Genomic DNA, 26,378 nt, shown 5'->3' on the forward strand with positions numbered 1-26,378 from the left:
GGCAAATTAAGTAAATGAAAGATGACAGCTACCCAGATTTAAGGGCTGTGGCTGCATAGCTAAGTTTACGTCAACGAATAGCCACAAAAAAAGCCGCGATGAGCGGCTTTTTTAACACCACGGTTGTGGTAGCCGTTATTTTACTTCTTTACCAGCGGCTTGTTGGTCAGCGTGGTAGCTAGAGCGTACAAATGGACCACAAGCGGCATGGGTGAAACCAATGTCATCGGCATAGTCTTTCAATGCGTCAAATTCTGCCGGTGGCACGTAGCGCTTTACTGGCAGGTGGTGTTTTGAAGGCTGGAGATATTGACCCACAGTCAACATATCGACCTTGTACTCACGTAGGTCACGCAGCACTTCTTCAATTTCACTCATTTCTTCACCGAGCCCCACCATTAACCCTGACTTGGTTTTCACTTCTGGGTGCATTTCTTTAAAACGGCGTAATAACTCTAACGACCACTTATAGTCCGCTCCCGGGCGCGCCAGTTTATACAAGCGTGGTGCGGTTTCGAGATTGTGGTTAAAGACATCGGGTGGTGTTTCGCTAAGAATTTCCAATGCCCGGTCCATGCGGCCACGAAAATCTGGTACCAGAATTTCAATGGTGATCCCAGGGTTGTGTTTACGGATCTCGCGAATACAATCGGCAAAGTGCTGGGCTCCGCCATCACGCAAGTCGTCGCGGTCAACTGAAGTGATAACCACGTAGTTAAGTTTCATGTCTTTAATGGTCAGTGCCAGCTTTTCCGGCTCTGCAGCATCCGGTTTTAGCGGACGACCATGAGCAACATCACAGAATGGGCAACGGCGAGTACAAATGGCCCCTAAAATCATAAAGGTAGCCGTACCATGATTAAAGCATTCTGATAGGTTAGGGCAAGACGCCTCTTCACAAACAGAGTGCAAGCCGTGTTTACGCATTGCTTGTTTGATGCCATCGATGCGCTCGCTCGACTTTGGTAAGCGGATCTTAAGCCAATCTGGCTTTCTGAGCATTTCATCGCGTTCTGTTGGCATCACTTTTACTGGGATCAATGCCATTTTTTCAGCATCGCGGAGCTTTACCCCAGGCTCCATTTTGACTGCTTTACTCATTCGTTTTCAAACCCTTCAGTGTATTCAACATGCTCGGCGTTTATACGTTCTAGCATGTGTTTGACCAAGCCAGCGCCGGCCTCTGTGACGCTCGGTGGTCCATTTAAGTCGCTGCATTGCACCATGTTCATTCCGGCATAACCACAGGGGTTAATACGCAGAAATGGGCTCAAATCCATATTGACGTTAAGCGCCAAGCCATGGAAAGAGCAACCTCTGCGTACTCGCAGACCCAGCGACGCGATTTTGCTATCATCAACATATACCCCAGGGGCATCGGCCTTGGCGTACGCGTTAATGCCATACTCGCCAAGGGCAGCGATAATACATTCTTCAAGCCAAGTCACTAACTCACGTACGCCAATTTTGAGACGTCGTAAATTGAACAACACATACATCATTTGCTGGCCAGGACCATGATAGGTGACTTGGCCGCCGCGATCGACTTTGACCACAGGGATATCCCCAGGAGCCAAAATATGCTCGGCCTTGCCGGCTTGCCCCTGAGTGAATACTGGCTGATGTTCAACTAGCCATATTTCATCTGCCGTGTTGTCATCACGGTTGTCAGTGAAATGCTGCATTTTTTGCCAAATGGGCTCGTAACTACGAAGTCCTAATTGGCGTACAATCAACTTACCCGATGCCATCGCAACCTCTCGCAATTATAGGACGTAGCGTACGTCGTCTAGGCTGCCGATCTCAGTGTATATTTGTTCAATATGCTCTTTGCTAGTGACGGTAGCAACTAGCGTGACTGACTCATAATTGCCCTTACTGCTTGGCTTTACTTTAGGGGCATAATCGCCAGGTGCTAATTCTTGAAACTTGGCGACAAGTTGATCCGTTAAATTGACGTTTGCCAGGCCCATAATTTTGAACGTAAATGGGCAAGGAAACTCTAAGTACTCATCAAACTTAGTATTTTTAACCGGTTTTACCACAGTGGTGTCCTCAAAACTGACTACTTGCTGATACGAGTCATAGCACGCTTTGGCTCAATACCAGATAATTGCTGCATTCTATCATTTTTGGCGCAAAAAAAAACGCCCGTACTGGGCGTTCCATCCTTATCTAAAGTAAGGTTATTGCGCTATCTGTAAACGTAGATAGTCGTAAATTTTAGAGAAGAAGCCGCCTTCTTGAATTTCCTCCAGCGTAACCAGCGGATATTGTGCAATGTCTTCGCCTTCTAGCTGTAAGAACAGGGTGCCCACTTTGGTGCCTTTCGCCAGTGGCGCTTGCAGCGTTTTATCCAGTTCAAAGTTGGCTTTTAGGTTTTTACTTTGCCCACGCGGGATAGTGATCGGGGTGTCTTCCATAATTCCCAATGAAACCGTTTCTTTGTTGCCCATCCAAACGCGTTGATCTGCAAAGGCATCGCCTGCTTGATAAGGTGTGATGGTTTCAAAAAAGCGGAAGCCATAGTTCAGTAGCTTTTTGCTTTCTACCTTACGGGCACGCTCACTGTCTGTGCCCATCACCACTGCAATCAGACGCATGTCGTTCTTAACTGCAGAAGTCACTAGGCTGTAGCCGGCTTCTGAGGTGTGGCCGGTTTTTATGCCGTCGACGTCGAGGCTAGCATCCCACAGTAGTGAGTTACGGTTATATTGTTTAATGCCGTTAAAGGTAAACGATTTTTCTTTGTAAATCGCGTACTCTTCAGGGACATCGCGAATGAGCGCGGCGCCAAGGGTGGCCATGTCTCTTGGCGTAGTGTAGTGCTCATTGGTATCAAGACCATGGCTGTTAACAAAGTGACTGTTGCTCATGCCCAGCTTTTCTGCGTGGGCGTTCATCAGATCGGCAAACGCGCCTTCACTGCCGGCAATATGCTCGGCCATGGCAACACAGGCATCATTACCAGACTGAATGATAATGCCACGGTTCAAGTCTTCAACACTGACTTGCTTACCGACCTCGATAAACATTTTTGAAGACTCAGGGAAGTTTTTCGCCCAAGCATTTTCACTGATGGTCACTTGATCGCTGGGACTGATATTACCCGCTTCTATCTCCACACCAATCACATAACTGGTCATCATCTTGGTTAAGCTGGCTGGAGCAAGCTTAGTGTCTGGATTACCTTCGGCAATGACTTTCCCAGTGGTGTAGTCGACTAGAAAGTAGCCTTTGGCGCTCACTTGTGGCGGTGAAGGAATAATCTGTGCGCTGGCACTCATGATTGAGAAAGTGCACACCAGTCCGAGGACTTTTTTTACGATTTTTGGTTTGATAGAAGTCATCATGCTCGCTTTTTAGTTTATCGGCAATTCTTGCCTGCTTGTCATTGCAACCTTCGTTGCCCCTAGGCAGTTAATCCCTCGGGAGTTCAGGCTAATAGGTTTATTCTAAAGTTCCTGCTCACTGTAAAGCAAGAAAGCACGTTTAAATTGACCTTTTTTTAAGGTGTTGAGTAATTTTTGTGCTTGATTATCGTCTGCAATCGGGCCTACGCGCAACTTATACAGGTTATCTTCGTAGGCGATTGGGGTGGCAAGACCCAGCTCTTGCTGTAATTGGTTTGCCACCAGTTGTATGTTCTCGAGTTTGCTTGCAGCGGCCACTTGCACGTAGGTCAAGCGCGGCGTTTCGCGCGATAGCGTAATGGCTTCTACCTTAACCCGAGCTGTACCTTTGTGGTGGTAGCCAAGGCGGTAGGCCGCGGCGTAAGACAAATCAATCAGACGGTCATCATGAAACGGACCACGGTCATTAACGCGGACTATGGCACTGCGGCCGTTGTCTAAATTCGTCACTTTGACAAAACTCGGCAGCGGCAGGGTCTTATGGGCTGCGGTCATGTCAAACATATTAAAAATTTCACCATTGGAGGTGTGATAGCCGTGGAACTTACGGCCATACCAAGACGCTATCCCTTCTTGCTCGTAACCGTGTTCATCGGAAATAGGCGTGTAGCGTTTGCCAAGAACCACATAGGGGCGGTTGGCACTGGCGCTTTTTTTCTCGTTAGTGACCACGGCATCTTGCATCTCTAACTCGGTTGGTGTGCGCAGCGGCGCTTTGTCATGGCGCATATGATAACGGCTGGAGCAAGCCGACAATAACGTCATGGTCAGTAACGCTAGCAATAGCGGTATGCTGTGTGGTGTTAAGCTTTTCATTATTTTAACAACATCCTCTTATCTGTTGCGATGGCCATAATAATGCCAAACCCCGCCATTAAGGTCACCATGGATGTGCCACCATAGCTAATTAATGGTAAGGGCACGCCAACCACAGGAAGTAACCCCGATACCATGCCGATGTTCACAAAAACATAGACAAAAAAGGTGAGGGTTAATGCCCCCGCCAACAGTTTACTGAAGGCATCCTGCGCTTGTACGGCAATATACAGGCCGCGACCAATGATAAACAAATACAAGCTTAATAAAATGGTCACCCCTAATAAGCCAAACTCTTCGCTTAACACCGAGAAGATAAAGTCGGTATGACGCTCAGGTAAAAACTCCAATTGTGATTGCGTGCCATGGAGCCAGCCTTTGCCCTCAACCCCACCTGAGCCAATGGCGATTTTGGACTGAATAATATGATAGCCAGAGCCTAAGGGGTCGCTCTCTGGGTCTAAAAAGGTTAATACCCGCTGTTTTTGGTAGGCATGCATGCCATAGTGCCAAAAAGCATAGCCGCCAGGAATGGCCAGTAATAGCCCTGAGCCAATCAACCGCCAACTGAGCCCTGCCAGAAACAACACAAAAATTCCTGAGCTGGCAATGAGGATAGAAGTACCTAAGTCGGGCTGCTCTTTAATTAAAATGGTAGGCACTAACACAATGGCAAAACCCACGATTAAGTTCCAAATACTGGGAGGTAAGTGAGCGCGGCCAATAAACCAAGCAACCGTCATCGGCACCGCCAGTTTCATAATTTCCGACGGTTGGAAGCGGGTAATGCCTAAATCTAACCAGCGCTGTGCGCCTTTACTGCTGACACCCACAAATAATACCGCCACCAGCATGCCTAAGCCCACTAAATAGACTGGGATGGCAACACGTTTTAGAGTACTGGGTGAGAATTGCGCCATAAACAGCATGGCCAGTAAGGCGCCGAACATACGCGTAGCATGGCGCATCATCATGCCCATGTCTTGGCCACTGGCGCTGTAAACGACCGCTAAGCTCCCCATCATCATCGCCAATAGGGCGGCAAACAAAGGTAAGTCGATATGCACTTTTTCAAACCAAGAGCGGGGTTTAGTCAGTGGCGTCATTGGCTTCCTCCTTGCTAAGTGGGTTCATGGCGAAGTAATAGTCCATGACCTTTCTGGCAATGGGGGCTGCCACAGTACTGCCACCACCTTGGTTTTCCACCACCACGGCCACCACAATTTGCGGGTCGTCAAACGGCGCATAGCCCACGTAGATGGCGTTATCTCGCAGACGTTCATCGAGCTTTTCGGCATCGTACTCTTCACCTTGGGCAATGCTGACTACCTGCGCAGTACCGGTTTTACCGGCCGGGAAGTAGTCGGCGCCCTTGAAGGCGGTTTTAGCCGTACCAATCTTGGCGGTGTTGCGCATGGCTTTCAGTGCAATGTCCCAATTATGAGGATCTTTTAGTGTCACCGGAGGTTTTTCTTCAGTGAAAAGTTGCTCTACTTCGCTATCTTGCTTAGATACTTGGACTAGGTGAGGCTGTTTATGAGCACCACGATTAACCAAAATACTCACCGAGTTGGCAATTTGCATTGGCGTTGCCGTCCAGTAACCTTGGCCAATGCCCACAGAGATAGTATCTCCAGGATACCAGGCTTCTTTATAGCGGCCGCGTTTCCAATCAACGGATGGCATAATGGCGGACGTTTCTTCATGAATATCAATGCCGGAAAGATCGCCAAAACCAAACTGATTCATAAAGTTACTAATTTTGGTAATACCCAGTTTGTAGGCGGTTTCATAGAAGAAAGTATCGCAGGATTGCTCTATTGCCTTGTACACATCCACATGGCCATGACCCCAAGAGCGCCAATCGCGCCATTTGTGCTTCACGTTAGGGATCTGAAAAAAACCGGGGTCCCAAATTTCGGTGTCTTCTTGGACGATGCCTTCTTCCAATGCCAAAATGGCCAAGTGCGGCTTGACCGTTGACGCTGGAGCATAGCGGCCTTGTGTGGCGCGGTTGATAAGTGGCCTGTCGGGGTTGAGTAGGGCGCGGTAATCTTTACCACTGATGCCATGAACAAATAAATTGGGGTCGTAGCTGGGGTTGGAGTAAAGAGCGAGAATGCCGCCGTCTTTAGGGTCCATGGCGATGATGGCGCCACGCATATCTTGTAAGGCATCTTGAGCGATTTGTTGTAAGCCGATGTCTAAGGTCAGCACCAAGTCTTTTCCTGGTTGCGGCGCTTCCATACTGAGAGTGCGAATGATGCGGCCGCGGTTATTCACTTCAACCCGACGTGAACCAACTTGGCCATGGAGCTGTTGCTCGTAAAACTTTTCGATCCCCAGTTTACCAATATCATGGGTGGCACGATAATTGGTCGCTCGGCCTTCCATTTCCAACTCAAACAACTCTTTTTTGTTGAGCTTAGCCACGTAACCCAGTGCATGAGTTAGGGTATCGCCGTAAGGGTAATAGCGCGACAGTCGGGCTTCGACACTGAACCCTGGCAAACGATGTTGGTTAACAGAAAGAATGGCGACTTCTTGTTCATTAAGCCGACCTTTTAATACCTGACTTTTAAAGCGTCGTTGTTGTTTTATCTCTTTTTTAAACTCTTGTATGCGCTCATCAGGTAAATCGATCAGGGCTTTCACTTGTTGTAAAGACGTCGCTAAGTCATCGACCTCTTCGGGTACCACTTCGAGGTTGTAAACTGGGCGGTTTTCAGCCAGCAAAATACCATTGCGATCATAGATTAAGCCGCGGTTAGGGGCCACAGGAATAACTTTAATGCGATTGTCGTTGGAGCGTGTGCGGTAGGTTTCGTGTTCTACCACCTGAAGGTTATAGACATTATGAAACAGGATACCGATCACGATAACCACAAAAACAAAGCCGACAAATGCCCTTCTTGCAAACAGGTTTGCCTCAGCTGAATGATCCCTTATCGTCGGCCTTTTTTTGAGCATTATTATTCCCTATGATACGGGTGATTGTTATTAAGACTCCAGCCGCGATACAGGCTTTCGGCAACGATAATACGAACTAACGGGTGGGGGAGTGTCAAGGTTGACAGTGACCACTTTTGCTCTGCAGCAGCAATGCACTCAGGTGCTAAGCCTTCAGGCCCACCGATCAGCAAACTGACATCACGGCCATCGAGCTGCCACTTTTCCATATTTCGCGCTAACTGGTGGGTGTCCCATGGCTTACCGGTGACTTCTAAAGTCACAATACGATTACCTTTCGGGATGGCGGCAAGGGTTTTCTCACCTTCTTGTTGCAAAATACGCTTTATATCGGCGTTTTTACCGCGTTTCCCTGCGGGTATTTCCAGCAACTCAAGCGGCATATCTTTGGGAAAGCGGCGTTGGTACTCGCTAAAACCGGTTTCAACCCACTTTGGCATTTTGGTGCCAACGGCGATGAGTTGTATTTTCACACTAGCCCCAAAGCTTTTCTAGGTCATAAAAGTCACGGGTTTGGTCTTGCATCACATGGACAACCACGTCGCCTAGGTCTACTAATACCCACTCACCAATGTCTTGGCCTTCTTGACCAATAGGCGGCTCACCGGCATCACGGGCTTCTTTGGCAACGTGATCGGCAATGGATTGCACGTGGCGTTTAGAGTTACCACTGCAAATAACTAAATAATCGGTTATTGATGACACATCACGAACGTCAAGTTTGACAATATCACGCGCTTTCATGTCGTCGACTTTGTCTAGCGCGAAATCTAATAATTGTTGTGAATCCAAGTTGCTATCTCTTTATTACAAATAATCGGTGATTTTAACATGGTTTTGCCGTATTTGTAGCGCCAAAACCGAGCTTGCCCATTTATAGAGCGTTGCTACTGTTCGCTATAAAGCTGTTGTTGAGCAATATATTCTATGACTGAGGGATGCAGCCATGGTTCCAAAGCGGTGGTATTATGTTGTTTAATCGCGGCGCGAATATCACTTGAGGCCACGTCTTTTTGCGCACCCGATAAGAAATAACAGCCGCCAGCGAGTTGCTGATGGAGTTGGCTTTTATCTTTCATCTGAGCCTGTTGTAGGTATTGTTGCACCTCAGTATCTGGCTGCAAGGTTTCCCCTGGGCGTTGATAGACCAGAATATGGCAAAGCTGTACGATTTCCTGCCACTGATACCACTTATGCAAACTGTTAAACGAGTCCATGCCCATTAAAAAGACTATGCCAGTGTTGGGATTTTCCTGACGTAGCTCTTGCAACGTTAATAAAGTGTATGAGGGCCCATGGCGCTCTAGCTCTCGGGTATCAATACAGAGCTTGGGCTCGTTTTGTAACAGCTTTTCAAGCATGGTGAGGCGGTCTTCGTCAGTCACGCTTGGGCGTTGCTTATGCACTGGAATGGCGCAAGGCAAGAAACGCAGCTCAGTGAGGCCAAGCTCTGCAACGCAGTGTTTGGCCATATTGAGGTGGCCTAAATGCGGGGGATCAAAAGTCCCGCCAAACAATGCAATCATAACACCTCTTTGCAACTGATGGGTAAGTCAATGGCTAATGGTTTGGCAAAGCTCAGGGCAATATGCGTCAATGCTTGGTAAGGCGCGGTGACACGGGCTTCTTTGTAAGCACTGTCAAAATCCGCCATCAGCGATAACAGCTGTTTTAATTGTGCTGTGGTCAAGCGGTCTAATGCCTGTTGCGTGGGCCCTTGTTGGTTTTTCCAGACATTGTGTTTTTTAAAGGCTTCTGGCAGCGGCGTACCTGATTGCCACAGTGATTTTACCCCTAACAACACTCGCGCTTGGTTTTGTAAAGTCCAAAGAATGCTGGCAGGCTCAACATTGTCGTGGGCAAGTTTGTTCATCACCTTAACAATGTGCTTGATATTGCCACTGAGTAAACCACTGTTGAGGTCGAAAATATCGAACTTCGCTTGGTTCAACAGGCCGCTTACCAGCTGCTGTTCATCGATGGCTTGTTTGCCAAACAACAAAGAGAGCTTTTCTAGCTCTTGATAACAGGCCAGCAAGTTTCCTTCCGTTGCTTGCAATAAAGCGCGCTTTGCCGTGGCACTCAATGACAGTGTTAAGCGTTTACATTGCTCGTCAAGCCAGCGCTCTAAATGACGGCCACTAAGGGCATAGCAAGGTACAAATAAGCCTGGTTTCTCGAGTGCCTTAAACCAAGCGGTTCGTTGCACATCTTGGCCCGCTCCTAGCCCTTTAAAAATAATCACCACATCTGGATTGATTTGCTGTGCCAATGACTTCAAGACATTGACCCCAGCGCTGGGGACCTTTTGCTCATTAAAGTCGAACTCGATTAAGGTACGAGTGCTGAACAATGACATACTATTGTATTGCGCACTCAGTTCTTGCCAGTCGAAGCCTGGCAGCTGAGCAAACTTGATGACTTCATCAAACCCTTGTTGCTTAGCCGTTTGACGGATGGCACTGACACACTGACCTTGCTGAAAGGGTTCTTCGCCAAACACCAAATAAAATGGCGCTAAGCCCTTTTGTAGTTGAAGCGGTAATTGATTGGCATAACAGCGCATTACAGTTGTGATAACTCCCTGATGATGCGTTGACTGGCGCGATGGCGCATCTCGGAGAGGATCAGCTCCAACTCTTTGGCTTTGGCCAAGGCGTTATCTGGGTCATCTTGGTAGTTACGATACAGTTCAAACATTTGCTCAACCGGTGCTTGGTCGGGGCGAGTGAGGCGATATCTTACCCGATAAGCCAACTCGTATTGCGCCACTTGGCCGTTTTTAAACAAGCTCAAGGTTTGTCGCTCTAATGAGTCATTGTACAGGTATAACTCGGCTGCCGACTGCGAGTTGGCGGGTTGCAACGAGACTTGAGCGCGTTTTAAATCCGCCTGCAGCTGCTCAAACAAAGCTGAGCGGCGATCGTCGCCACTGAGGGTCAATTGCTTTAAGTCAGCGGGCAAATACGACGCTTGCTTGAGGTGAAAGCCACAGCTTGCCACTACCAAGCAAGCTAGCACAATGGCTAGCTTGCTGATGCCAAATAGGCCGCGCATCTTAGTTTGCAACCACATTAAGCAGCTTACCTGGCACATAAATGACCTTACGAATGGTCTTGTCATCGGTAAACTTAGTGACGTTCTCTTCGCTAAAGGCAATGGCTTCGACCTGCTCTTGGCTTGCGTCTGCAGCCACTGTGATTTTCGCACGCAGCTTGCCGTTAACCTGAACCACAATGAGCTTTTCGTCTTCAACCAATGCGCTTTCATCTACTTTTGGCCAAGCTGCGTCGAGCACATCACCTGAGTTACCCAGCTCAGTCCACAATTCGTGTGACATGTGTGGTGTGATAGGGGCCAGCATGATGATGATGGCTTCCAGCGCTTCATTGGCTAGGGCAACGTCTTGCTCGTCGGCGATCTGCGCTTTGATAAGCTTATTCGATAACTCCATGATAGCCGCAATGGCGGTATTGAAGGTCTGACGACGCTCAATATCATCGCTCACTTTGGCAATGGTCTTGTGAATTTCGCGACGCAATGCTTTTTGCGCTGAGTTAAGTTTGGCAACATTAAGTTCAGCTTTACCAACAGCCTTAACATCAACAGCATATTTCCAAACACGGCGTAGGAAGCGATGTGCACCTTCTACTCCAGAGTCTGACCACTCTAAGGTTTGCTCTGGCGGAGCGGTGAACATCATAAATAAACGCACGGTGTCGGCACCGTATTGCTTGATCACCGTTTGCGGATCGATACCGTTGTTTTTCGACTTCGACATTTTACTCATGCCAGCTGAGAACACTGGCTCGCCATCGTCTTTATGCCACGCTTTGATAACGCGACCTTTGTCGTCGGTTTCGGTTTCGATATCGGTAGGAGCAATCCAAACGTCGCCACCTTTTTCGTCTTTGCGGTAGTAGGTGTCGGCTAACACCATACCTTGACACAGTAAACGTTCAAACGGCTCATCGGAATTAACCAAACCAAAGTCACGCAACAGCTTATGGAAGAAACGTGCGTACAGTAGGTGCAGGATGGCGTGTTCAATACCACCGATGTATTGGTTTACCGGTAGCCAGTAGTTTGCCGCACCTGGCTCTAGCATGCCTTCGTCGTAGCGAGGGCTACAGTAACGGGCATAGTACCAAGAGGACTCCATAAAGGTATCGAAAGTATCGGTTTCGTGGAATACGGTCTCACCATTAACGTTGGCTTTGGCCCACTCAGGATCGGCTTTAATCGGCGAGGTAACCCCATCCATGACCACATCTTCTGGCAAGCGCACCGGTAACATCTCTTCTGTTGCAGCCAGCTCCGAGCCGTCTTCTTTATTGAGCATTGGAATAGGCGAGCCCCAGTAACGCTGACGGCTCACGCCCCAATCACGTAGGCGGAAGTTCACTTTGCGTTTACCAACACCCATTTGCTCCAGCTTGCTTGCAATGGCTTCAAATGCTGCGGCAAAATCAAGACCATCAAACTCACCCGAGTTAATTAAGGTGCCTTTTTCTGTGAAGGCTTCTTTTGCTAAGTCAGCCTGCACTTCAGCGTCGCTGTTAGGCTGGATAACTTGCTTAATTTCAAGACCGTACGCGGTAGCAAATTCATAATCACGTTGATCGTGACCTGGAACGGCCATTACCGCACCTGAGCCATAATCCATTAGGACAAAATTAGCGACCCAAATAGGCACTTCTTCGCCGGTGAGTGGGTGAATCGCAGAGAAACCCGTGGCGATGCCTTTTTTGTCCATGGTGGCCATGTCGGCTTCGGCTACTTTGGTGTTTTTACACTCTTCCACAAAGCGCGATACCGCTTCGCTATTTTTCGCAGCTTCTTGGGCAATAGGGTGGCCTGCAGCAACGGCAACATAAGTCACGCCCATAAAGGTATCTGGACGCGTGGTATACACGGTGAAGCTGTCGTTGTTGTCGGCACGCTTAAAGTCAATTTCTACGCCTTCTGAGCGGCCAATCCAGTTGCGCTGCATGGTTTTAACTTGCTCAGGCCAGTGCTCAAGCTTATCTAAATCATCTAATAGCTCTTGAGCGTAATCGGTGATTTTGATGAACCACTGAGGAATTTCTTTTTGCTCGACAATGGCACCAGAGCGCCAGCCGCGGCCGTCGATAACCTGCTCGTTCGCCAACACGGTTTGATCCACTGGATCCCAGTTCACCGTTGACATCTTTTTATACACTAAGCCTTTTTCATAAAGCTTGGTGAAGAACCACTGTTCCCACTTGTAATACTCTGGGTGACAGGTGGCGATTTCACGGTCCCAGTCATAACCAAAACCCAGCTGCTTGAGTTGGTCTCGCATGTAGTCAATGTTTTCGTAAGTCCACTTCGCCGGCGCGGTGTTGTTTTTAATTGCGGCGTTTTCTGCTGGCAGACCAAAAGCATCCCAGCCCATTGGCTGCATTACATTTTTGCCCTGCAGGCGCTGGAAACGCGAAACCACATCACCAATGGTGTAGTTACGCACGTGACCCATGTGAAGACGTCCACTTGGGTATGGGAACATTGAGAGGCAGTAGTACTTCTCTTTACTCTCGTCTTCAACAACTTTGAAGGTGTTATTTTCTTCCCAGTACGACTGTACTTTGGCTTCGATATCTTGCGGGTTATATTGCTCTTGCATTTAAGTGTCCAAACATCTGGCAAAATTAGTAGAAAATTGTCCGATAGCATACCCGAAATACGGCGCTAATCACAGCACCTAAGCGCCATATTTTTATTCGCTCTTTGTGAATTAGATTCGTTCAGCGATGCTTTCAACTGATGCCCTTTTTGCTTCGGTAAAAATGTACTTAAAGGCGTACTGATAAAGTTATTTTCAGCTGTGAGCTGAGGAATGCTTGATTGAACTACAAATGCAAATTGTTCTTGTTTGTATTGCCTTTGTGGGCTTTTATCTCTACCATACCGCCAATTTTACTCTCTATTGTTCATAATTTATCAAGGATACTTATGTATAAAACCACGCTCAGCTTAGTTGCATTAGCTGTAAGTACGACTGTGCAAGCAGACAGTGAAAATAATAAACTGCCTACAGCTGCAGAGATGGAGCACATTATTGTTTCTGGTAGCCGGGTCTTTGAAAGCATTGATGAAGTACCCGCTTCTATTACCATCATTAACCAACAGCAAATTGAAGCTCACTTAAAGGTAAACCCTGAGCTGCAAAGTCTGTTGTCGCAAATCGTTCCAGGACTTGCGCCCGATACCGGTAGTTCTAGTAATACCGGTCAGTCGTTACGTGGTCGAGCACCTTTGGTTATGATTGACGGGGTGCCGCAATCAACACCATTGCGCAATGGTTCTTTGGGGATTAAAACAGTAGACCCCAGCGCTATTAGTCGTATCGAAGTGATTAAAGGAGCCACTTCAATTTATGGCAACGGCGCATCTGGTGGAATTATTAATTACATTACTAAACAAGCAATGAATGAAGGCACGGTGTCAGGAGAGCTTAGCCTCTCTAGCCGTTTTAGCGCTGTGAAGTTAGAGGAAAGTGGCGGCGCTAGGCTGTCTGCAGCAGTAAATGGTCGGCTTGAACAGTTTAGCTATCTGATCACCGCAAGCTATGAAGAAAATGGCGTACAACGCGATGCTGAAGGTGATATTTTGGGGCTGCAGTACGGCTTGTCTGATACTGTAACGGAGAATTACTTTACTAAGTTTGGCTACGACCTAGATAGAGACAAGCAAATTCAGTTTAGCTATAACTATTACAGTTCGCAACAAAAGACGGATTTAGGCGATGTGTTTGGTAATGTTAATTTAGGAGAAAAGTCCTACGCCATCCACATGCCACCCTCTATGCAGAAGCAAGGTAAGCCGCAAGGTCCAGACGGCAACGAAAATATTACCTTAAAATACACGGACTATGCATTTTTAGATAACACCCAGCTAACCCTAGACGCTTACATGCAAGACATTGAAAATGTCTTCTTCTTCTCACCTAACCTGGCTAATCCTGAGCAAGGCTACTCGGGAGGCCAGTCGGTCATTCGTTCAGAAAAAACAGGAGCGAGGGCGACGTTTAATACTCAGATCGACTTTTCAGGTGTAGAAGCAACTTTCATATACGGAGTGGATGCGTTAAATGATATCACATCTCAACCATTAGTCGATGGTCGTATCTGGGTGCCAGAAATGGACATGGAGAGCGTGGCGGGCTACTTGCAGACGAAGTGGATTTTAGCTGACGACTTAGTACTTAAAGCAGGTGTCAGACAAGAAAGTATCGATCTTGCTGTGTCTGATTATCAAACACTAAAACTTTGTCGTTCAGAAGATCAGTGTTCGGTGCCGCTGAACGTAAAGGGTGACACCATAGATTATGATGCCACTACTTATAATGTCGGTATCAAATACAATGCTCATGAGAAGTTCACTCCATTCGCTAGCTATTCACAGGGTTCTGATATCTCTGATATTGGTCGCCTACTGCGCAGTGCGACGGTGGAAGACATTGGACTTATTCAAACCGAAGCCTCGATCATTGATAATTATGAAATCGGTTTTAACTCACAATGGCATGATATGCGACTTGAGGTTGCGGCGTATCGCAGTACCTCTGAACTTGGCACGACTAATAGGTTCAACGAAGTTACAGGGGTCTATGAGCCGGTTCGAGCACCACAAAAAATATGGGGTTATGAGGCCCTGGTTGACTATAAAATAAATCAGCAGTTAAACCTCGTTGCTACGTATAGTTATGTGGAAGGCAAAAATACCGAAGCCGATGTTTACTTAGGTGCGAAACAGATCAGCCCGGCGAAGTTGACTGCTAATCTAAATTGGCAACCTACAGAGCCCATGTCACTGACATTAAGCTGGCTTCATGTTGGTGATCGTAAGCGTTTTGACAGAAACTCAGAGGGAGACTATGTTGGCGACCAAGGTCCCGTAGATAGTTACAACGTAGTAAACCTGAGTGGTCAGTATCAGTTAAAAACTAACTGGCAAGCTTACATCGGGATAGAAAACCTATTGAATTCGGATTATTTCCCTGCCCGAGCACAAGCCTATACGTATGGTGGTTATAACATCAAAGGGTTAGGCACAACGGTGACTATGGGTATGAAATATCAATTCTAGGGAGACTACGTGGGCGGTTTTGTTGAAAAAACTCAACAAAGCCGCATACATTAGATAGCGCAACTGGTCTACACTGTAAAAAAGTCCTTTATTGTGAGGAGTGTGAACATGGCAAGTTATAAAAAATGGTTAGATCAATTTAGTGACTGGCTAAAAGACGTGAAGGAGCATGAACTCGATGACTTATCGAAGCGACTATGGCAAGCACAAAGTGAATTTAAGGATTACACCAAGCAAACTTATGACGACTACAGTTACTACTTAAAACGCGATCTTGAACACCTACTGGAAAATAAAAGCTTCTACGATGAGGTGGCATGGGCTGAATTAAAGGCCAACATTTTATTCGAGATTTCGCAGTTGGAAGACCGCACTCAGCTGGAATGGTCAGCCTTATTAAAAGACTTTGAGCATCAGGGCATATACAAACAAGGGGAATGGATAGCCTTAGGGCAATTAGTGTGTAAGAATTGTGGCCATAAAGTAGATGTTTATTACGCCATTGAGATCCCTGCTTGCGCTGAATGTGGGCATGGGGAGTACACCAGAAAAGCGCTGGCGCCTTAATTATTGTTAGCTGCCTAAGGGGCAGCTAAGCACTGGGCTGGCGTTCGTCACATTACAAGAAGTTAGAATGACCAAATCCAAACTGTTGTCTGAAAAATCATTAGCAGCTGAGCAACTTGCGCCATCTGTTTCTTTGAGTCATATTGAAACCTGTATTAAAAACCCCTATCCAGAGCCGTTACCTTTTATTGGTCAGCAACGCGCTCAAACCGCATTAGACTTTGCTTTGGGAATGGACTTGCCGGGTTACAACGTCTACGTCATGGGTGAGGCGGCGTTAGGCCGTTTTACCATGGTCAAAGATAAGCTAGAGGCACACAGCAAAACCAAGCCAACACCGCGAGAATGGCTTTACGTTAACAATTACGATGACCACCGCGAGCCCATTGCTCTGTTTATGCAAGCCGGTGAGAGCAAACAGCTGGAAGAAGACATTGACGCTTTTATCGATGAAATCATTGATACTTTTCCGGCGGCGTTTGACAACCCAGGTTACCAGCGCAAGAAAAAGTCGTTAGACAAAGAGTTTGAACAAAAATACGATGCCGCCATCACCGCCGTAGAGCAGCAAGCCAATAATTTAAGTGTGGCCTTAATTGAAGATACTGGAACGGTGGGCTTTGCGCCTGTGGTGGACGGTAACCAGCTTAGCGATGCCGAGTTTTCGGCATTGGATGAGCATGTGCAAGCACACTTTCTCAGCGCCATAGACTCTTTAGAAGATGCTTTGATTGAATCGTTAATTGAGCTGCCACGATGGAAGCGAGAATCTTCAGAAAAACTGAGAAACCTGAAAAAAACCACCATCGAAATGGCCACAAAACCGCTGCTTAAAGCTCTCGAGCATAAGTATGCCGCGCACATTGGGGTGTTGCGTTACTTAAAAGATTTGAAAGTTGAAATTGTTGATGCGGTACTCGATTGGCTAGACGACGACAGCAATAGCGAAGATGGCAAAGACGATTTTGATGCCAAAGCCATGCTGACCGATTTCTTTGCACCGAACATACTGGTTGAGTTTAAAGAAGACGATCCTGCCCCTGTGGTGTATGAGCCCAACCCCACCTTTGGAAATATTTTTGGCACCGTTGAGTACGCCACCTCCCAAGGTAACCTAATTACCAGTTACCGTTCCATTCAGGCCGGTGCGTTACACCGCGCCAATGGTGGGTACTTGATCATGGATGCGGAAAAAATGATAGCAAGCCCTCAGGTGTGGGATGGCTTAAAATTGTCACTAAAGACTCATCAGATTAAAAACGATCTGCCTTATCAAGACAGCTCGGTGGGCAGCAGCTTTACGCTAAAACCGCAACTGATCCCGCTGGACGTCAAAATCATCTTGCTCGGCTCTCGAGACTTGTATTACACCATAGGTGAATACGATGAAGAGTTTGCGGAGTTATTCCGAGTGCTGGCTGACTTCGATTACTTCTTACCCAGCTCCGACAAAATGCAGTACCAGTTTATTACTAAGGTGATGGAGTACTGTCAGCAAACCCTAAAAATAGAGCTGTCGGCACAAGCCTTAGCGCGACTGTTAAAGTTTAGCTATCGCCAAGCGGAGCATCATAGCAAGCTATCTGCTCGTTTTGCCGACGCCTTAGAGCTGGTGGCCGAAGCCAGTTTTTATGCCAAACAAGACAATGAAAGTAAAATTACCGACAGTCATATTGATGAGGCCATTGCCGGTAAAGAGTATCGTACCGGGCAGCTCAGTGAAAACATGCTCAGTGACATTAAAGAAGGCCACACACTGATTGCAACGTCTGGCACAGCCATTGGTAAGGTAAATGGCCTAACCGTGCTGCATATTGGCGACACAGCGTTTGGTACCCCTGCACGGATCACCTCCACAGTTTACGCAGGTGCCGATGGTGTCATTGATGTCGAGCGGGAAGTCGAGCTGGGTAAATCGATCCACTCTAAAGGCGTGATGTTGTTAACCGGCTACTTAGGCAATAAGTATGCGCAACACTTTAGCCTAACCTTAAGCGCCAATATTGCCATTGAACAAAACTATGGCTTTATCGATGGTGACAGTGCGTCTTTGGCGGAGTTGTGTGCTTTGCTGTCAGCGGTGACTCAGTTACCGGTGGTTCAGTCCATTGCCTTGACCGGTTCGATAAACCAGCATGGTGAAGTACAAGCCATTGGTGGGGTAAACGAAAAAATAGAAGGCTTCTTTAAGCTATGTAAGATGCGCGGCTTAACCGGCTCGCAAGGGGTGATCATTCCCGAATCCAACCGAGTTAATTTAGTCTTGGCAGATGAAGTCATTGCTGCGGTGGAAAAAGGCATGTTCCATGTGTATGCCGTTGCCAGTGTTGATGAAGCGCTGAGTATTTTAATGCAAAAACCCGCCGGGGAGCTCAGTGATGACGGCTACCCAGAAGGCAGCATTAATGCTGTGGCCATGGCCAAATTAGAACGCATCGCTAAAGTAGTGAATGGCGATGATGAAAAAGGAGAAGAATAACATGACCACAACCAATATTATTTTAATCGTGGTGGCTTTAGTGATTGCGCTGGTGTTTTTCCGCGGTGGCCAAAAACAAAAGCAAGTGGCGCAATACAATCGTGTGCAAGCGGCCGACTTCTTAAAAGAAAACGAAAAACGCGAAGAAGTACACAAAACCGACTCTGGGTTACAATATGAAGTGATCACTGAAACCGAGGAGGGCGCCTCGCCTGGGCCCAGCAGTCGAGTCAAAGTGCATTATCATGGCACCTTATTAGACGGTACGGTATTCGACAGCTCAGTAAACCGTGGTGAACCAATCAGCTTTGGCCTCAACCAAGTTATTCCTGGCTGGACTGAAGGGCTGCAACTGATGACTGAAGGCGATAAATACCGCTTTTGGATCGGCCCAGATTTGGGCTATGGCGACCGCGGCGCAGGGCAAATTGAGCCCGGTTCGCTACTGGTATTTGAGGTTGAACTGCTTAGTGTAGAGTAGCGCTGCTGCTTTTGGTTATATCTGTGGCTCATACTCGGTGAGCCGCTAGCTTCCCCTTTTAATCCTATGATGTTTTTCTCTTAAAGCGCTAAGCAACCGCTGACATTGCCATCAGGCGTGATAAAATGATCGACTTTTTACTGGTTTAGGGTGATCCATGAAAGTAGGTTTTGATTACGGTAGCTCGAATTGTGCGGTGGGTGTCATTGATAATAACACCACGACCATGCTGGAGTTGGAGCAAGGCAAACCCTATCTGCCTTCAACCATGTATGCCATGCATAATAGCCTGATCCCCGCGTTTGTTAGTCAATCGGGCGCAGCAGAGGCTGATTATAAGCAATCTCGCCATGGCTTACTTAATGTCGCACAACAAGCCAAGCGTGACTTAGACCTTGAGGCAGATGAAACGGGATTGTTTTTTGGCCAAGCGGCCATTGCAGAATACATCGAGTTTCCCGAGGAAGGTTTTTACGTAAAGTCGCCTAAGTCTTTTTTTGGTGCGGTAGGGTTAAAGCCGCAGCAAATCGCCTTTTTTGAAGACATTGCCGCGGCGATGATGATTGAGATTAAGCGTCGAGCCGAAGCACAATTACAGCACACCATTACCGATACGGTGATTGGCCGTCCAGTGAACTTTCAAGCCATCGGCGGCGAAGAGAGCAACCGTCAAGCGCTGGCTATTTTAACCAATGCAGCAAAACGCGCCGGGTTTAACGGTGTGGAGTTTTTATACGAGCCACTGGCGGCAGGCATCGAGTATGAAAGTCACTTACAGCAAGACAAATTGGTGTTGGTGGTGGACATTGGCGGCGGTACCAGTGATTGCTCAATGGTTAGAATGGGCCCCAGCTATCGCACTAAGGTTGACCGTGGAGCAGACTTTCTTGCCCACACCGGAAAGCGTGTGGGTGGTAATGATTTGGATATTGCCTTGGCATATCAGCAGCTGATGCCGTTGTGCGGCCGCGGTAGCCTAATGAGCTCAGGCTTACCTATGCCGGATCAACTGTATTGGCAAGCATGTCGTATTAATGACATCCAGTCGCAAACGGATTTTTATAATCCTAAAGTTGAGCGTGAATTACACAGCTTGCTGCGCGATGTGGCAGAGCCGGACAAGTTGCGGCGATTGCTCACCATTCAACAACACAAGCTAACCCATCAAGTAGTACGTCAAGGTGAGCAGGCTAAAATAGCGTTATCGGAGCAAGAAGACTTTACCGCAAAGCTAGACTTTATTGAGTCACAGCTAGCGCAACCTATTAATCAGCGCGACCTGAGCGAGGCCGTTATGGCGAATTTAACGCAAATGAGTGACTTGGCCCAGCAAGCCATCAAGGACGCGGGCTGCAAACCAGATGTGATTTACCTCACCGGTGGCAGTGCTCAGTCGCCGCTGTTAAAAGCGACGCTGGCAAATCAGATTGGGGACATAGCCATGGTCAATGGCGATAACTTTGGCAGTGTCACCGCTGGGCTGACAAAGTGGGCTGAGAAAATCTTCGCCTAGTCGAGGCGGTCTGCTAAATAGCCTTCATAATCTGGCAAATGGCGTTCAATAGGGTGGTTAATTTTGTCACATGCCATGAGTAGATCAGCGGTTGCTTCGTTACAGGCTACGGGGATATTCCACACTGCGGCCAAGCGCAGTAACGCTTTTACATCGGGGTCGTGAGGCTGAGAAGCCAAAGGATCCCAAAAGAAGATCAACACATGGATGTCTTGCTCTGCTATCTTGGCACCAATTTGTTGATCTCCTCCCATCGGTCCACTGTAAAGCTTAGTGACCTCAAGACCGCTGTGTTTTTCGATTAAACTGCCAGTGGTGCCTGTGGCATAGAGAGTATGTTGCTTGAGGCTCGCCAAATGCGTTTGGCACCACTCCAGTAGCGCAGGCTTCATGCCGTCATGGGCAACCAGAGCGATGTGCTTTTTAGCCGGCAAAGGCTGGGAACGTTTTTTCATGGTAATTCCTCAGTAAGTAAGCGGTGAGCTGGGGAAACCCCAGCATGACTAAAGCAGTTAAAAAAAGCCCAGCAGCAAATTCACCGCCAAGGCAATAAAAATGACACCCGAAAACCTATCTATCCACACTGGCGCAGCGGGATGAGTACGAAAGTAACTGGCAATTTTATCGCCGCCATAAATGTACATGCAGTCAATGGGAAAGGCTAAAATAGGGTACAGTAAACCAAACAAAGCCAGTTGCATCGTGGTTGAAGTACTGAGGCTGCTGTCAACGAACTGTGGAATAAAGGCAATAAAAAACAGCGCCACCTTGGGGTTCAGCACCTCCGTCATCATGCCCTGTAGCAAAACACTTTTGGGCTTTTTAGTACTGAGATGGGGTTTTTCTTCTGAACTAAGCTGGCTGCGGTGTAAAGTTTCCTTAATGGTACTGACACCCAAATAAGCAAGGTAGGCTGCGCCTAAATACTGCACTGTGGTGTAAGCCGTTTCTGACGCCTTTAATAACGCCGACAACCCCACCACAGCAAAAATGGTGTGGATCACGCCTCCTAAGGCGAATCCTAAAGCACTTTGCATACCCGCACTTCGGCCGTTAGCAAAGGTTTGTGCCATTAAAAACGCATTGGAAGGCCCAGGCGCTACGGCAATGACGGCGCTGGCAATGAGAAATGAGATCAGGTACTCGGGGTTAAGCATACTCAATTAGATTGTAAATATTATATTTTATACCAGCCTACCGAAAAGCACTGAGCTTGGAAACCAGTTATATTAACTTGTTGCCAAGAAACGCCATCAGCAACAACACTTCGTAAACCCCGAGGCAATAAAAAAGCCAGCATCTGAGCTGGCTTTTGTTGGCTTTGCTTTAGTATCACAAGCGGGTTATTCGTCGTCTTCCACTAGGGTCATCAACGAGGTATTACCACCCGATGCTGTGGTGTCGATACTGATGGTTTTTTCCGTAATTAAACGGTTGATCAAGGTATCGTAGTACTCAGCACTGATCACCGGCAGAATAGCGCCTTTGCGTTCAGCCAACTGCTGTGAGAAGTAGCCAAGACGTGAAGAGCGCGCCGCGACCACGGCACCTGCTAGGTGAGGGTGTGCCAAAATAGCTTGTAGCTGGTTTTGCTTAGCTACTTGGAATACCCCTTCGGCAACGCCAGTTGAGATAAATTTATCTCTAAACGCCAACGCTTCTTCGTAGAACAAGTCCGAGGCTACGGTGATAACCGTATTACCAGCCGCCAGAGCGGTGATGATTGAAATCGCCCAGAAATTGAATGATGTACTCTTATCGGCATACACCACCACACAACCACGTGGCTCAATGTGCAAGGTGTTAGACTCGCCCGTTGGACCCGGCAGGGTAGTGTAGGTGCGCATGCGCTTTTCGAGACGGTTCAGCTGAGCACGGGCATCGGACAAGGTTAAGGCCAAGTCATCTGCCAGCTCATCGATAATATCTACGGTTGCCACTTTAGCCAGTAGCTGACGCACTGCAGACACTCTGTCGTTCAGTGCGGTGCGACGCCAAATTTTCTCATCGCGCATGGAGTTTTGCATCAATTGCTCAACCTGCTCAACAGCGCCTGGGAAGTGGTGTATTTGCAGCTCATCAGGCGTTAGGTCGGTCATTTGCACGTTATCTGGTGACGCCTTTTCTTTCACTAAGCGCACTAAGTAGTTCGGACCACCGGCTTTTGGACCAGTACCAGATAGACCACGGCCACCAAAAGGTTGCACGCCCACAATCGCGCCAATCATATTGCGGTTAACATAGACGTTACCGGCGCGAGACATTTGTGCGACATACTCACAACGCTCTTCAATACGTGAATGAATACCCATGGTGAGGCCATAGCCAGTGCCATTAATTTGGTCAATCACGTTGTCGAGGTCTTCAGCTTTATAGCGCACGATGTGTACGATTGGGCCGAATACTTCGCGCTTAAGTACCGATAAATCTGCAATCTCATACAAGCGCGGAGCAAAGAAGTAGGCGCCGTTTTCGTTGTTATCTGGGATCTTAGATTCAAATAACAATTTACCGTTGCTCTTCATGTAATCAACGTGCTTGGTCAAGGTATTTAATGCTTTTTCATCAATAACAGGACCAATATCCGTTGACAGTAATGCCGGATCGCCAACATGCAGCTCTTTTAATGCCCCTTGTAGCATCTCAATAATGCCATCGGCGACATCATCTTGAATGAACAGCACACGCAATGCAGAGCAGCGCTGACCAGCACTTTGGAAGCCAGATGAAATGACGTCGTCTACCACTTGTTCTGGCAGTGCCGTAGAATCGACAATCATACAGTTTTGACCACCGGTTTCGGCAATCAATGGTACTTGGATATCATTACGCTGCGCCAGAATTTGCGAAATCAGTGTGCCGGTTTCGGTCGAGCCGGTGAACATAACGGCTTGAATACGTTCATCAGGTACTACGTGCTTACCAACGTCGCTGCCGCGGGCAATAATCGGCTGTACCACGTCTTCTGGTAGTCCTACTGTACGCATTAACTCGATGCAACGCAGCGCAATCATGCTGGTTTGTTCAGCTGGTTTGGCAACTACTGTGTTACCGGTGACGATGGCCGCAGCCACCTGACCTAAGAATATCGCCAGAGGGAAGTTCCAAGGGCTAATACATAGGACAACACCGCGTGGTTCAAAGCGCTCATCTTTGGAAAGCTCTTCGGCGCGGGCAGCATAGTAACGACAAAAATCAACGGCTTCACGTACTTCATCAATACTGTCTTGCGTGACTTTACCGGCTTCTTTAATACAAATAGCCACTAGCTCATCGTGATGACGCTCTAAGATATCGGCGATACGACGCAATAAATGCGCACGCTCTTCGACTGGTGTTTGTGACCACTCTGTAAAGGCTTCATCCGCTTTGGTGAGCGCGCTTTTCATGTAGTCTTCGCCGTGCAGAGGGATAGCTCCAACAACTTCTTTATGGTTTGCAGGGTTACGTACTGCAAGATGGCCGTCTGGTACTTGAGACTCATCAATTAAGTGATCGTTAAACCAGTTATCAAGGTTTTCTTTAAACGGCGTTAACTCATTGATGTCGGTAAGGTCTTTACCTTTGGAGTTAGGACGCTCATCGCCATAAAGCTCAATAGGCAGTTTAATTTGCGTGTTATAACGATTGCGCAGCCCTTGCAAAGTCTCTACCGGATCCGGCAAGAGTGCTTCAACGGGTTTGGTGGTATCGACAATGGCGTTAACAAAAGAAGAGTTGGCGCCGTTTTCCAGTAGACGTCGTACTAAGTAGGCCAGTAAGTCTTCGTGCTCACCCACAGGGGCATACACGCGGCACTGGATCCCTTCTTTTTCAACGATCTGGTCGAAGAGGGACTCACCCATACCGTGTAAGCGTTGGAATTCAAAGCCTTTGTTGTCGCCTTTAGCGACTTCTAAAATGGTTGCGGCGGTGTAAGCGTTGTGCGTTGCAAATTGCGGGAAAAGCACATCGCGCGCTTCTAATAATTTGATGGCACAGGCTTTGTAAGAAACGTCAGTGGTTGCTTTACGGGTAAATACTGGGAAGTGATCTAAACCGTCTTGTTGCGTGGTTTTGATCTCGGTGTCCCAATAAGCGCCTTTTACTAAGCGCACCATTAGCTTACGGCCAACGCGACGGGCCAATTCAGCGACCCACTCAACAACAAAGATAGCGCGTTTTTGGTAGGCTTGAACTGCCAGACCAAAACCATTCCAGCCATCAAGCTCTGGGTCTGAGAACACTTGCTCTATTACGTCTAAAGAAATATCTAGACGGTCAGCCTCTTCGGCATCAACGGTAAAACCGATATCGTACTCTTTTGCCACTAAGGCCAGTGATTTTAGCTTAGGTGCCAGCTCATTAAGTACGCGATCGCGATGAGTGAATTCAAAGCGTGGGTGGATAGCAGAAAGCTTTACTGAGATCCCTGGGCTTTTCAGTGGACCGCGACCATTAGCGGCTTTACCGATGGCGTGGATGGCTTCAAGGTAACTGTCGTAATAGCCTTCGGCATCACGCATGGTGCGAGCGGCTTCGCCTAGCATATCGTAAGAATAGACATAGCCTTTTTGTTCTTTCTCGGCAGCACGCTCGATGGCTTCTTGAATGGTTTCACCCATTACAAACTGCTTACCCATGATTTTCATCGCGTAGTTCACCGACTTACGGATCACAGGCTCACCTAAGCGTCCGATGGTGCGTTTTAGTACACCGAACTGTTGTTCTTTATTTCTATCAGAATAGTTGACCATTTTACCGGTAACTAGCAGGCCCCAACTAGACGCGTTTACGAACAATGAGTCGCTACTTCCTAAGTGCGAACTCCAGTCGCCGTTGGCTAGTTTGTCTCTGATAAGACTTTCTTGCGTTTTTTTGTCTGGCACGCGCAGTAGCGCTTCGGCCAAACACATAAGCACAACACCTTCTTCAGTCGAAAGTGAAAATTCATTTAATAACGCGTCAACTCCGTTTTGACCATCTTGGTCTTTACGGATATTCAACACCATTTGACGTGCACGTTCCCATGCTCGGCTTCGAGCTGTAACGCCTACCTCAGCCAAAGGTAAAATATGATCAATTACTGCATTCTCATCAATACGGTAAAAATCACGGATCTTTTGTCGGATAGGACAGTCAGTTGTCAAATCGCCGTTATAAAGCATAAGCAACCCTCAAAAAATTAGAGTCAAAAATACATGTAATTCGCGCCTGTTTGTAACGCCATCAACATCAATTTGGCTGTATAACCACATCTAAACTGATGCAAAATCAAGTGATTCCATAACCACCACAAACAGGGAGCCTCAATTACGACAAAATGATGCAGTCACATTGCTAACCATAACACACCTCAGGGCGCGTTCAACTTTTAGCCAGAATGCACAAATTAGAGCCTCGGTGTTAAACCATAAAAAGTGCTGAAAATACGGTTTAACCCTTTTTGTTAATTTCCGTGGCATTCTAGCGAAAAGACAGCAGAATATGCTGTTTTATTTTTTCGGAATACGGTAAATTTGCGGGTAATTAAAAACCCTCACAGAATTTTATGCTGATATGACAACCTCCATTAAAACGCGAGTATTAGACCGCATAGATATGGCCATTTTAGACGCTTTACAGCGCAATGCGCGGATCTCTAATGTTAACCTTGCAAAGGCGGTGAACTTGAGTCCGAGCCCTTGTTTGGACCGGGTTAAGAAGTTGGAAGCGGAAGGGTATATTGAAGGCTATACGGCACGATTAAATGCTGCAAAGCTGGGCCAGCATTTGGTGGCGCATGTGGAGATCACGCTAAAAAGCTCCACCGAGGAAGTATTCGATATATTCAAGCAGCATATCTTGGAAATTCCCAATATTGTCTCGTGCGATATGGTTGCCGGTGGTTTTGACTATTTAGTTAAAATCCGGGTACAAGATATGCGGCAATATCGTGAAGTGTTGGGGAGCATTATTGAGATCCCTGGGGTGGCGACCAACCACACTTATATGGTGATTGAGCATGTTAAAGAGGACATGGGGGTTGAAGTATTAAATTATCAGTAA

The 26,378-nt window shown here is 47.4% G+C and carries 22 protein-coding genes; 6 read left to right on the top strand and 16 right to left on the bottom strand.

Annotated features, from left to right (window positions below; genetic code table 11):
- Positions 1-135: 135 nt before the first annotated feature.
- From lipA to leuS, 13 genes are all read right to left on the bottom strand, one after another.
- Positions 136-1,101, bottom strand: coding sequence for a lipoyl synthase (gene lipA, locus R3P39_RS17775; protein WP_336569132.1), 966 nt, complete (start codon positions 1,099-1,101; stop codon positions 136-138).
- On the bottom strand, positions 1,098-1,751 hold the full coding sequence (gene lipB / locus R3P39_RS17780) for a lipoyl(octanoyl) transferase LipB (RefSeq protein ID WP_336569133.1): 654 nt from the start codon (positions 1,749-1,751) through the stop codon (positions 1,098-1,100). The genes lipA and lipB overlap by 4 nt, the downstream gene beginning before the upstream one ends.
- 15 nt (positions 1,752-1,766) lie before the next feature.
- A complete protein-coding gene (gene ybeD, locus R3P39_RS17785) occupies positions 1,767-2,045 on the bottom strand; it encodes a DUF493 family protein YbeD (protein WP_336569134.1) in 279 nt (92 codons plus the stop codon).
- A gap of 141 nt (positions 2,046-2,186) precedes the next feature.
- Positions 2,187-3,350, bottom strand: a complete 1,164-nt coding sequence (locus R3P39_RS17790) for a serine hydrolase (protein WP_336569350.1) — start codon at positions 3,348-3,350, stop codon at positions 2,187-2,189.
- Between the two features lie 105 nt (positions 3,351-3,455).
- The gene (locus R3P39_RS17795) at positions 3,456-4,229 is read right to left on the bottom strand and encodes a septal ring lytic transglycosylase RlpA family protein (protein WP_336569135.1); all 774 of its coding nucleotides are present in this window, start codon (positions 4,227-4,229) and stop codon (positions 3,456-3,458) included.
- A complete protein-coding gene (rodA, locus tag R3P39_RS17800; protein ID WP_336569136.1) occupies positions 4,229-5,335 on the bottom strand; it encodes a rod shape-determining protein RodA in 1,107 nt (368 codons plus the stop codon). The genes R3P39_RS17795 and rodA overlap by 1 nt, the downstream gene beginning before the upstream one ends.
- Positions 5,319-7,199 carry a penicillin-binding protein 2 gene (gene mrdA, locus R3P39_RS17805; protein ID WP_336569138.1) on the bottom strand — a complete coding sequence of 627 codons (1,881 nt, stop codon included), beginning with the start codon at positions 7,197-7,199 and terminating at the stop codon, positions 5,319-5,321. The genes rodA and mrdA overlap by 17 nt, the downstream gene beginning before the upstream one ends.
- Before the next feature lie 2 nt (positions 7,200-7,201).
- Entirely contained in the window at positions 7,202-7,672 is a 471-nt protein-coding gene (gene rlmH / locus R3P39_RS17810; protein ID WP_336569139.1) for a 23S rRNA (pseudouridine(1915)-N(3))-methyltransferase RlmH, read from the bottom strand.
- Position 7,673: 1 nt separating this feature from the next.
- Complete coding sequence (rsfS, locus tag R3P39_RS17815) at positions 7,674-7,991, bottom strand: ribosome silencing factor (RefSeq protein WP_336569140.1); 318 nt, start codon at positions 7,989-7,991, stop codon at positions 7,674-7,676.
- 95 nt (positions 7,992-8,086) lie between these two features.
- Positions 8,087-8,725 (bottom strand): nicotinate-nucleotide adenylyltransferase, encoded by a 639-nt coding sequence (gene nadD / locus R3P39_RS17820; protein ID WP_336569141.1) that lies wholly within the window; start codon positions 8,723-8,725, stop codon positions 8,087-8,089.
- Positions 8,722-9,765: a DNA polymerase III subunit delta gene (holA, locus tag R3P39_RS17825; protein ID WP_336569143.1), complete on the bottom strand. Its 1,044-nt coding sequence runs from the start codon at positions 9,763-9,765 to the stop codon at positions 8,722-8,724. Before holA ends, nadD begins: the two co-directional genes overlap by 4 nt.
- Positions 9,765-10,274 carry an LPS-assembly lipoprotein LptE gene (locus tag R3P39_RS17830; RefSeq protein ID WP_336569145.1) on the bottom strand — a complete coding sequence of 170 codons (510 nt, stop codon included), beginning with the start codon at positions 10,272-10,274 and terminating at the stop codon, positions 9,765-9,767. The genes holA and R3P39_RS17830 overlap by 1 nt, the downstream gene beginning before the upstream one ends.
- Positions 10,258-12,846 (bottom strand): leucine--tRNA ligase, encoded by a 2,589-nt coding sequence (leuS, locus tag R3P39_RS17835; RefSeq protein WP_336569147.1) that lies wholly within the window; start codon positions 12,844-12,846, stop codon positions 10,258-10,260. The genes R3P39_RS17830 and leuS overlap by 17 nt, the downstream gene beginning before the upstream one ends.
- Positions 12,847-13,175: 329 nt before the next feature.
- Between leuS and R3P39_RS17840 the strand changes: the two genes are divergently transcribed.
- From R3P39_RS17840 to yegD, 5 genes are all read left to right on the top strand, one after another.
- Positions 13,176-15,311, top strand: a complete 2,136-nt coding sequence (locus R3P39_RS17840) for a TonB-dependent receptor (protein WP_336569148.1) — start codon at positions 13,176-13,178, stop codon at positions 15,309-15,311.
- Positions 15,312-15,419: 108 nt separating this feature from the next.
- The gene (locus R3P39_RS17845; protein WP_336569149.1) at positions 15,420-15,878 is read left to right on the top strand and encodes a zinc ribbon-containing protein; all 459 of its coding nucleotides are present in this window, start codon (positions 15,420-15,422) and stop codon (positions 15,876-15,878) included.
- Positions 15,879-15,945: 67 nt separating this feature from the next.
- The gene (locus R3P39_RS17850) at positions 15,946-18,357 is read left to right on the top strand and encodes a Lon protease family protein (RefSeq protein WP_336569150.1); all 2,412 of its coding nucleotides are present in this window, start codon (positions 15,946-15,948) and stop codon (positions 18,355-18,357) included.
- A gap of 1 nt (position 18,358) precedes the next feature.
- Positions 18,359-18,838 (top strand): FKBP-type peptidyl-prolyl cis-trans isomerase, encoded by a 480-nt coding sequence (locus R3P39_RS17855; RefSeq protein WP_336569151.1) that lies wholly within the window; start codon positions 18,359-18,361, stop codon positions 18,836-18,838.
- A gap of 157 nt (positions 18,839-18,995) precedes the next feature.
- Positions 18,996-20,351, top strand: a complete 1,356-nt coding sequence (yegD, locus tag R3P39_RS17860) for a molecular chaperone (RefSeq protein WP_336569152.1) — start codon at positions 18,996-18,998, stop codon at positions 20,349-20,351.
- Here yegD and R3P39_RS17865 read toward each other — a convergent pair.
- The 3 genes from R3P39_RS17865 to putA all read right to left on the bottom strand — a co-directional run bounded on the left by R3P39_RS17865 (position 20,348) and on the right by putA (position 25,498).
- A complete protein-coding gene (locus tag R3P39_RS17865) occupies positions 20,348-20,806 on the bottom strand; it encodes a methylglyoxal synthase (protein ID WP_336569153.1) in 459 nt (152 codons plus the stop codon). The two genes, yegD and R3P39_RS17865, sit on opposite strands and share 4 nt — an antisense overlap.
- A 57-nt stretch (positions 20,807-20,863) precedes the next feature.
- Positions 20,864-21,508 (bottom strand): LysE family translocator, encoded by a 645-nt coding sequence (locus R3P39_RS17870; protein WP_336569154.1) that lies wholly within the window; start codon positions 21,506-21,508, stop codon positions 20,864-20,866.
- A 186-nt stretch (positions 21,509-21,694) separates the two neighbouring features.
- Positions 21,695-25,498, bottom strand: a complete 3,804-nt coding sequence (putA, locus tag R3P39_RS17875; RefSeq protein WP_336569155.1) for a bifunctional proline dehydrogenase/L-glutamate gamma-semialdehyde dehydrogenase PutA — start codon at positions 25,496-25,498, stop codon at positions 21,695-21,697.
- 391 nt (positions 25,499-25,889) lie between these two features.
- Here putA and R3P39_RS17880 point away from each other — a divergent pair, with 391 nt between their 5' ends.
- Positions 25,890-26,378 carry a winged helix-turn-helix transcriptional regulator gene (locus R3P39_RS17880; RefSeq protein ID WP_336569156.1) on the top strand — a complete coding sequence of 163 codons (489 nt, stop codon included), beginning with the start codon at positions 25,890-25,892 and terminating at the stop codon, positions 26,376-26,378.

It is taken from the genome of Pseudoalteromonas sp. UG3-2 (assembly GCF_037120705.1).
In the GTDB taxonomy this organism is placed as follows: Bacteria; Pseudomonadota; Gammaproteobacteria; order Enterobacterales; family Alteromonadaceae; genus Pseudoalteromonas.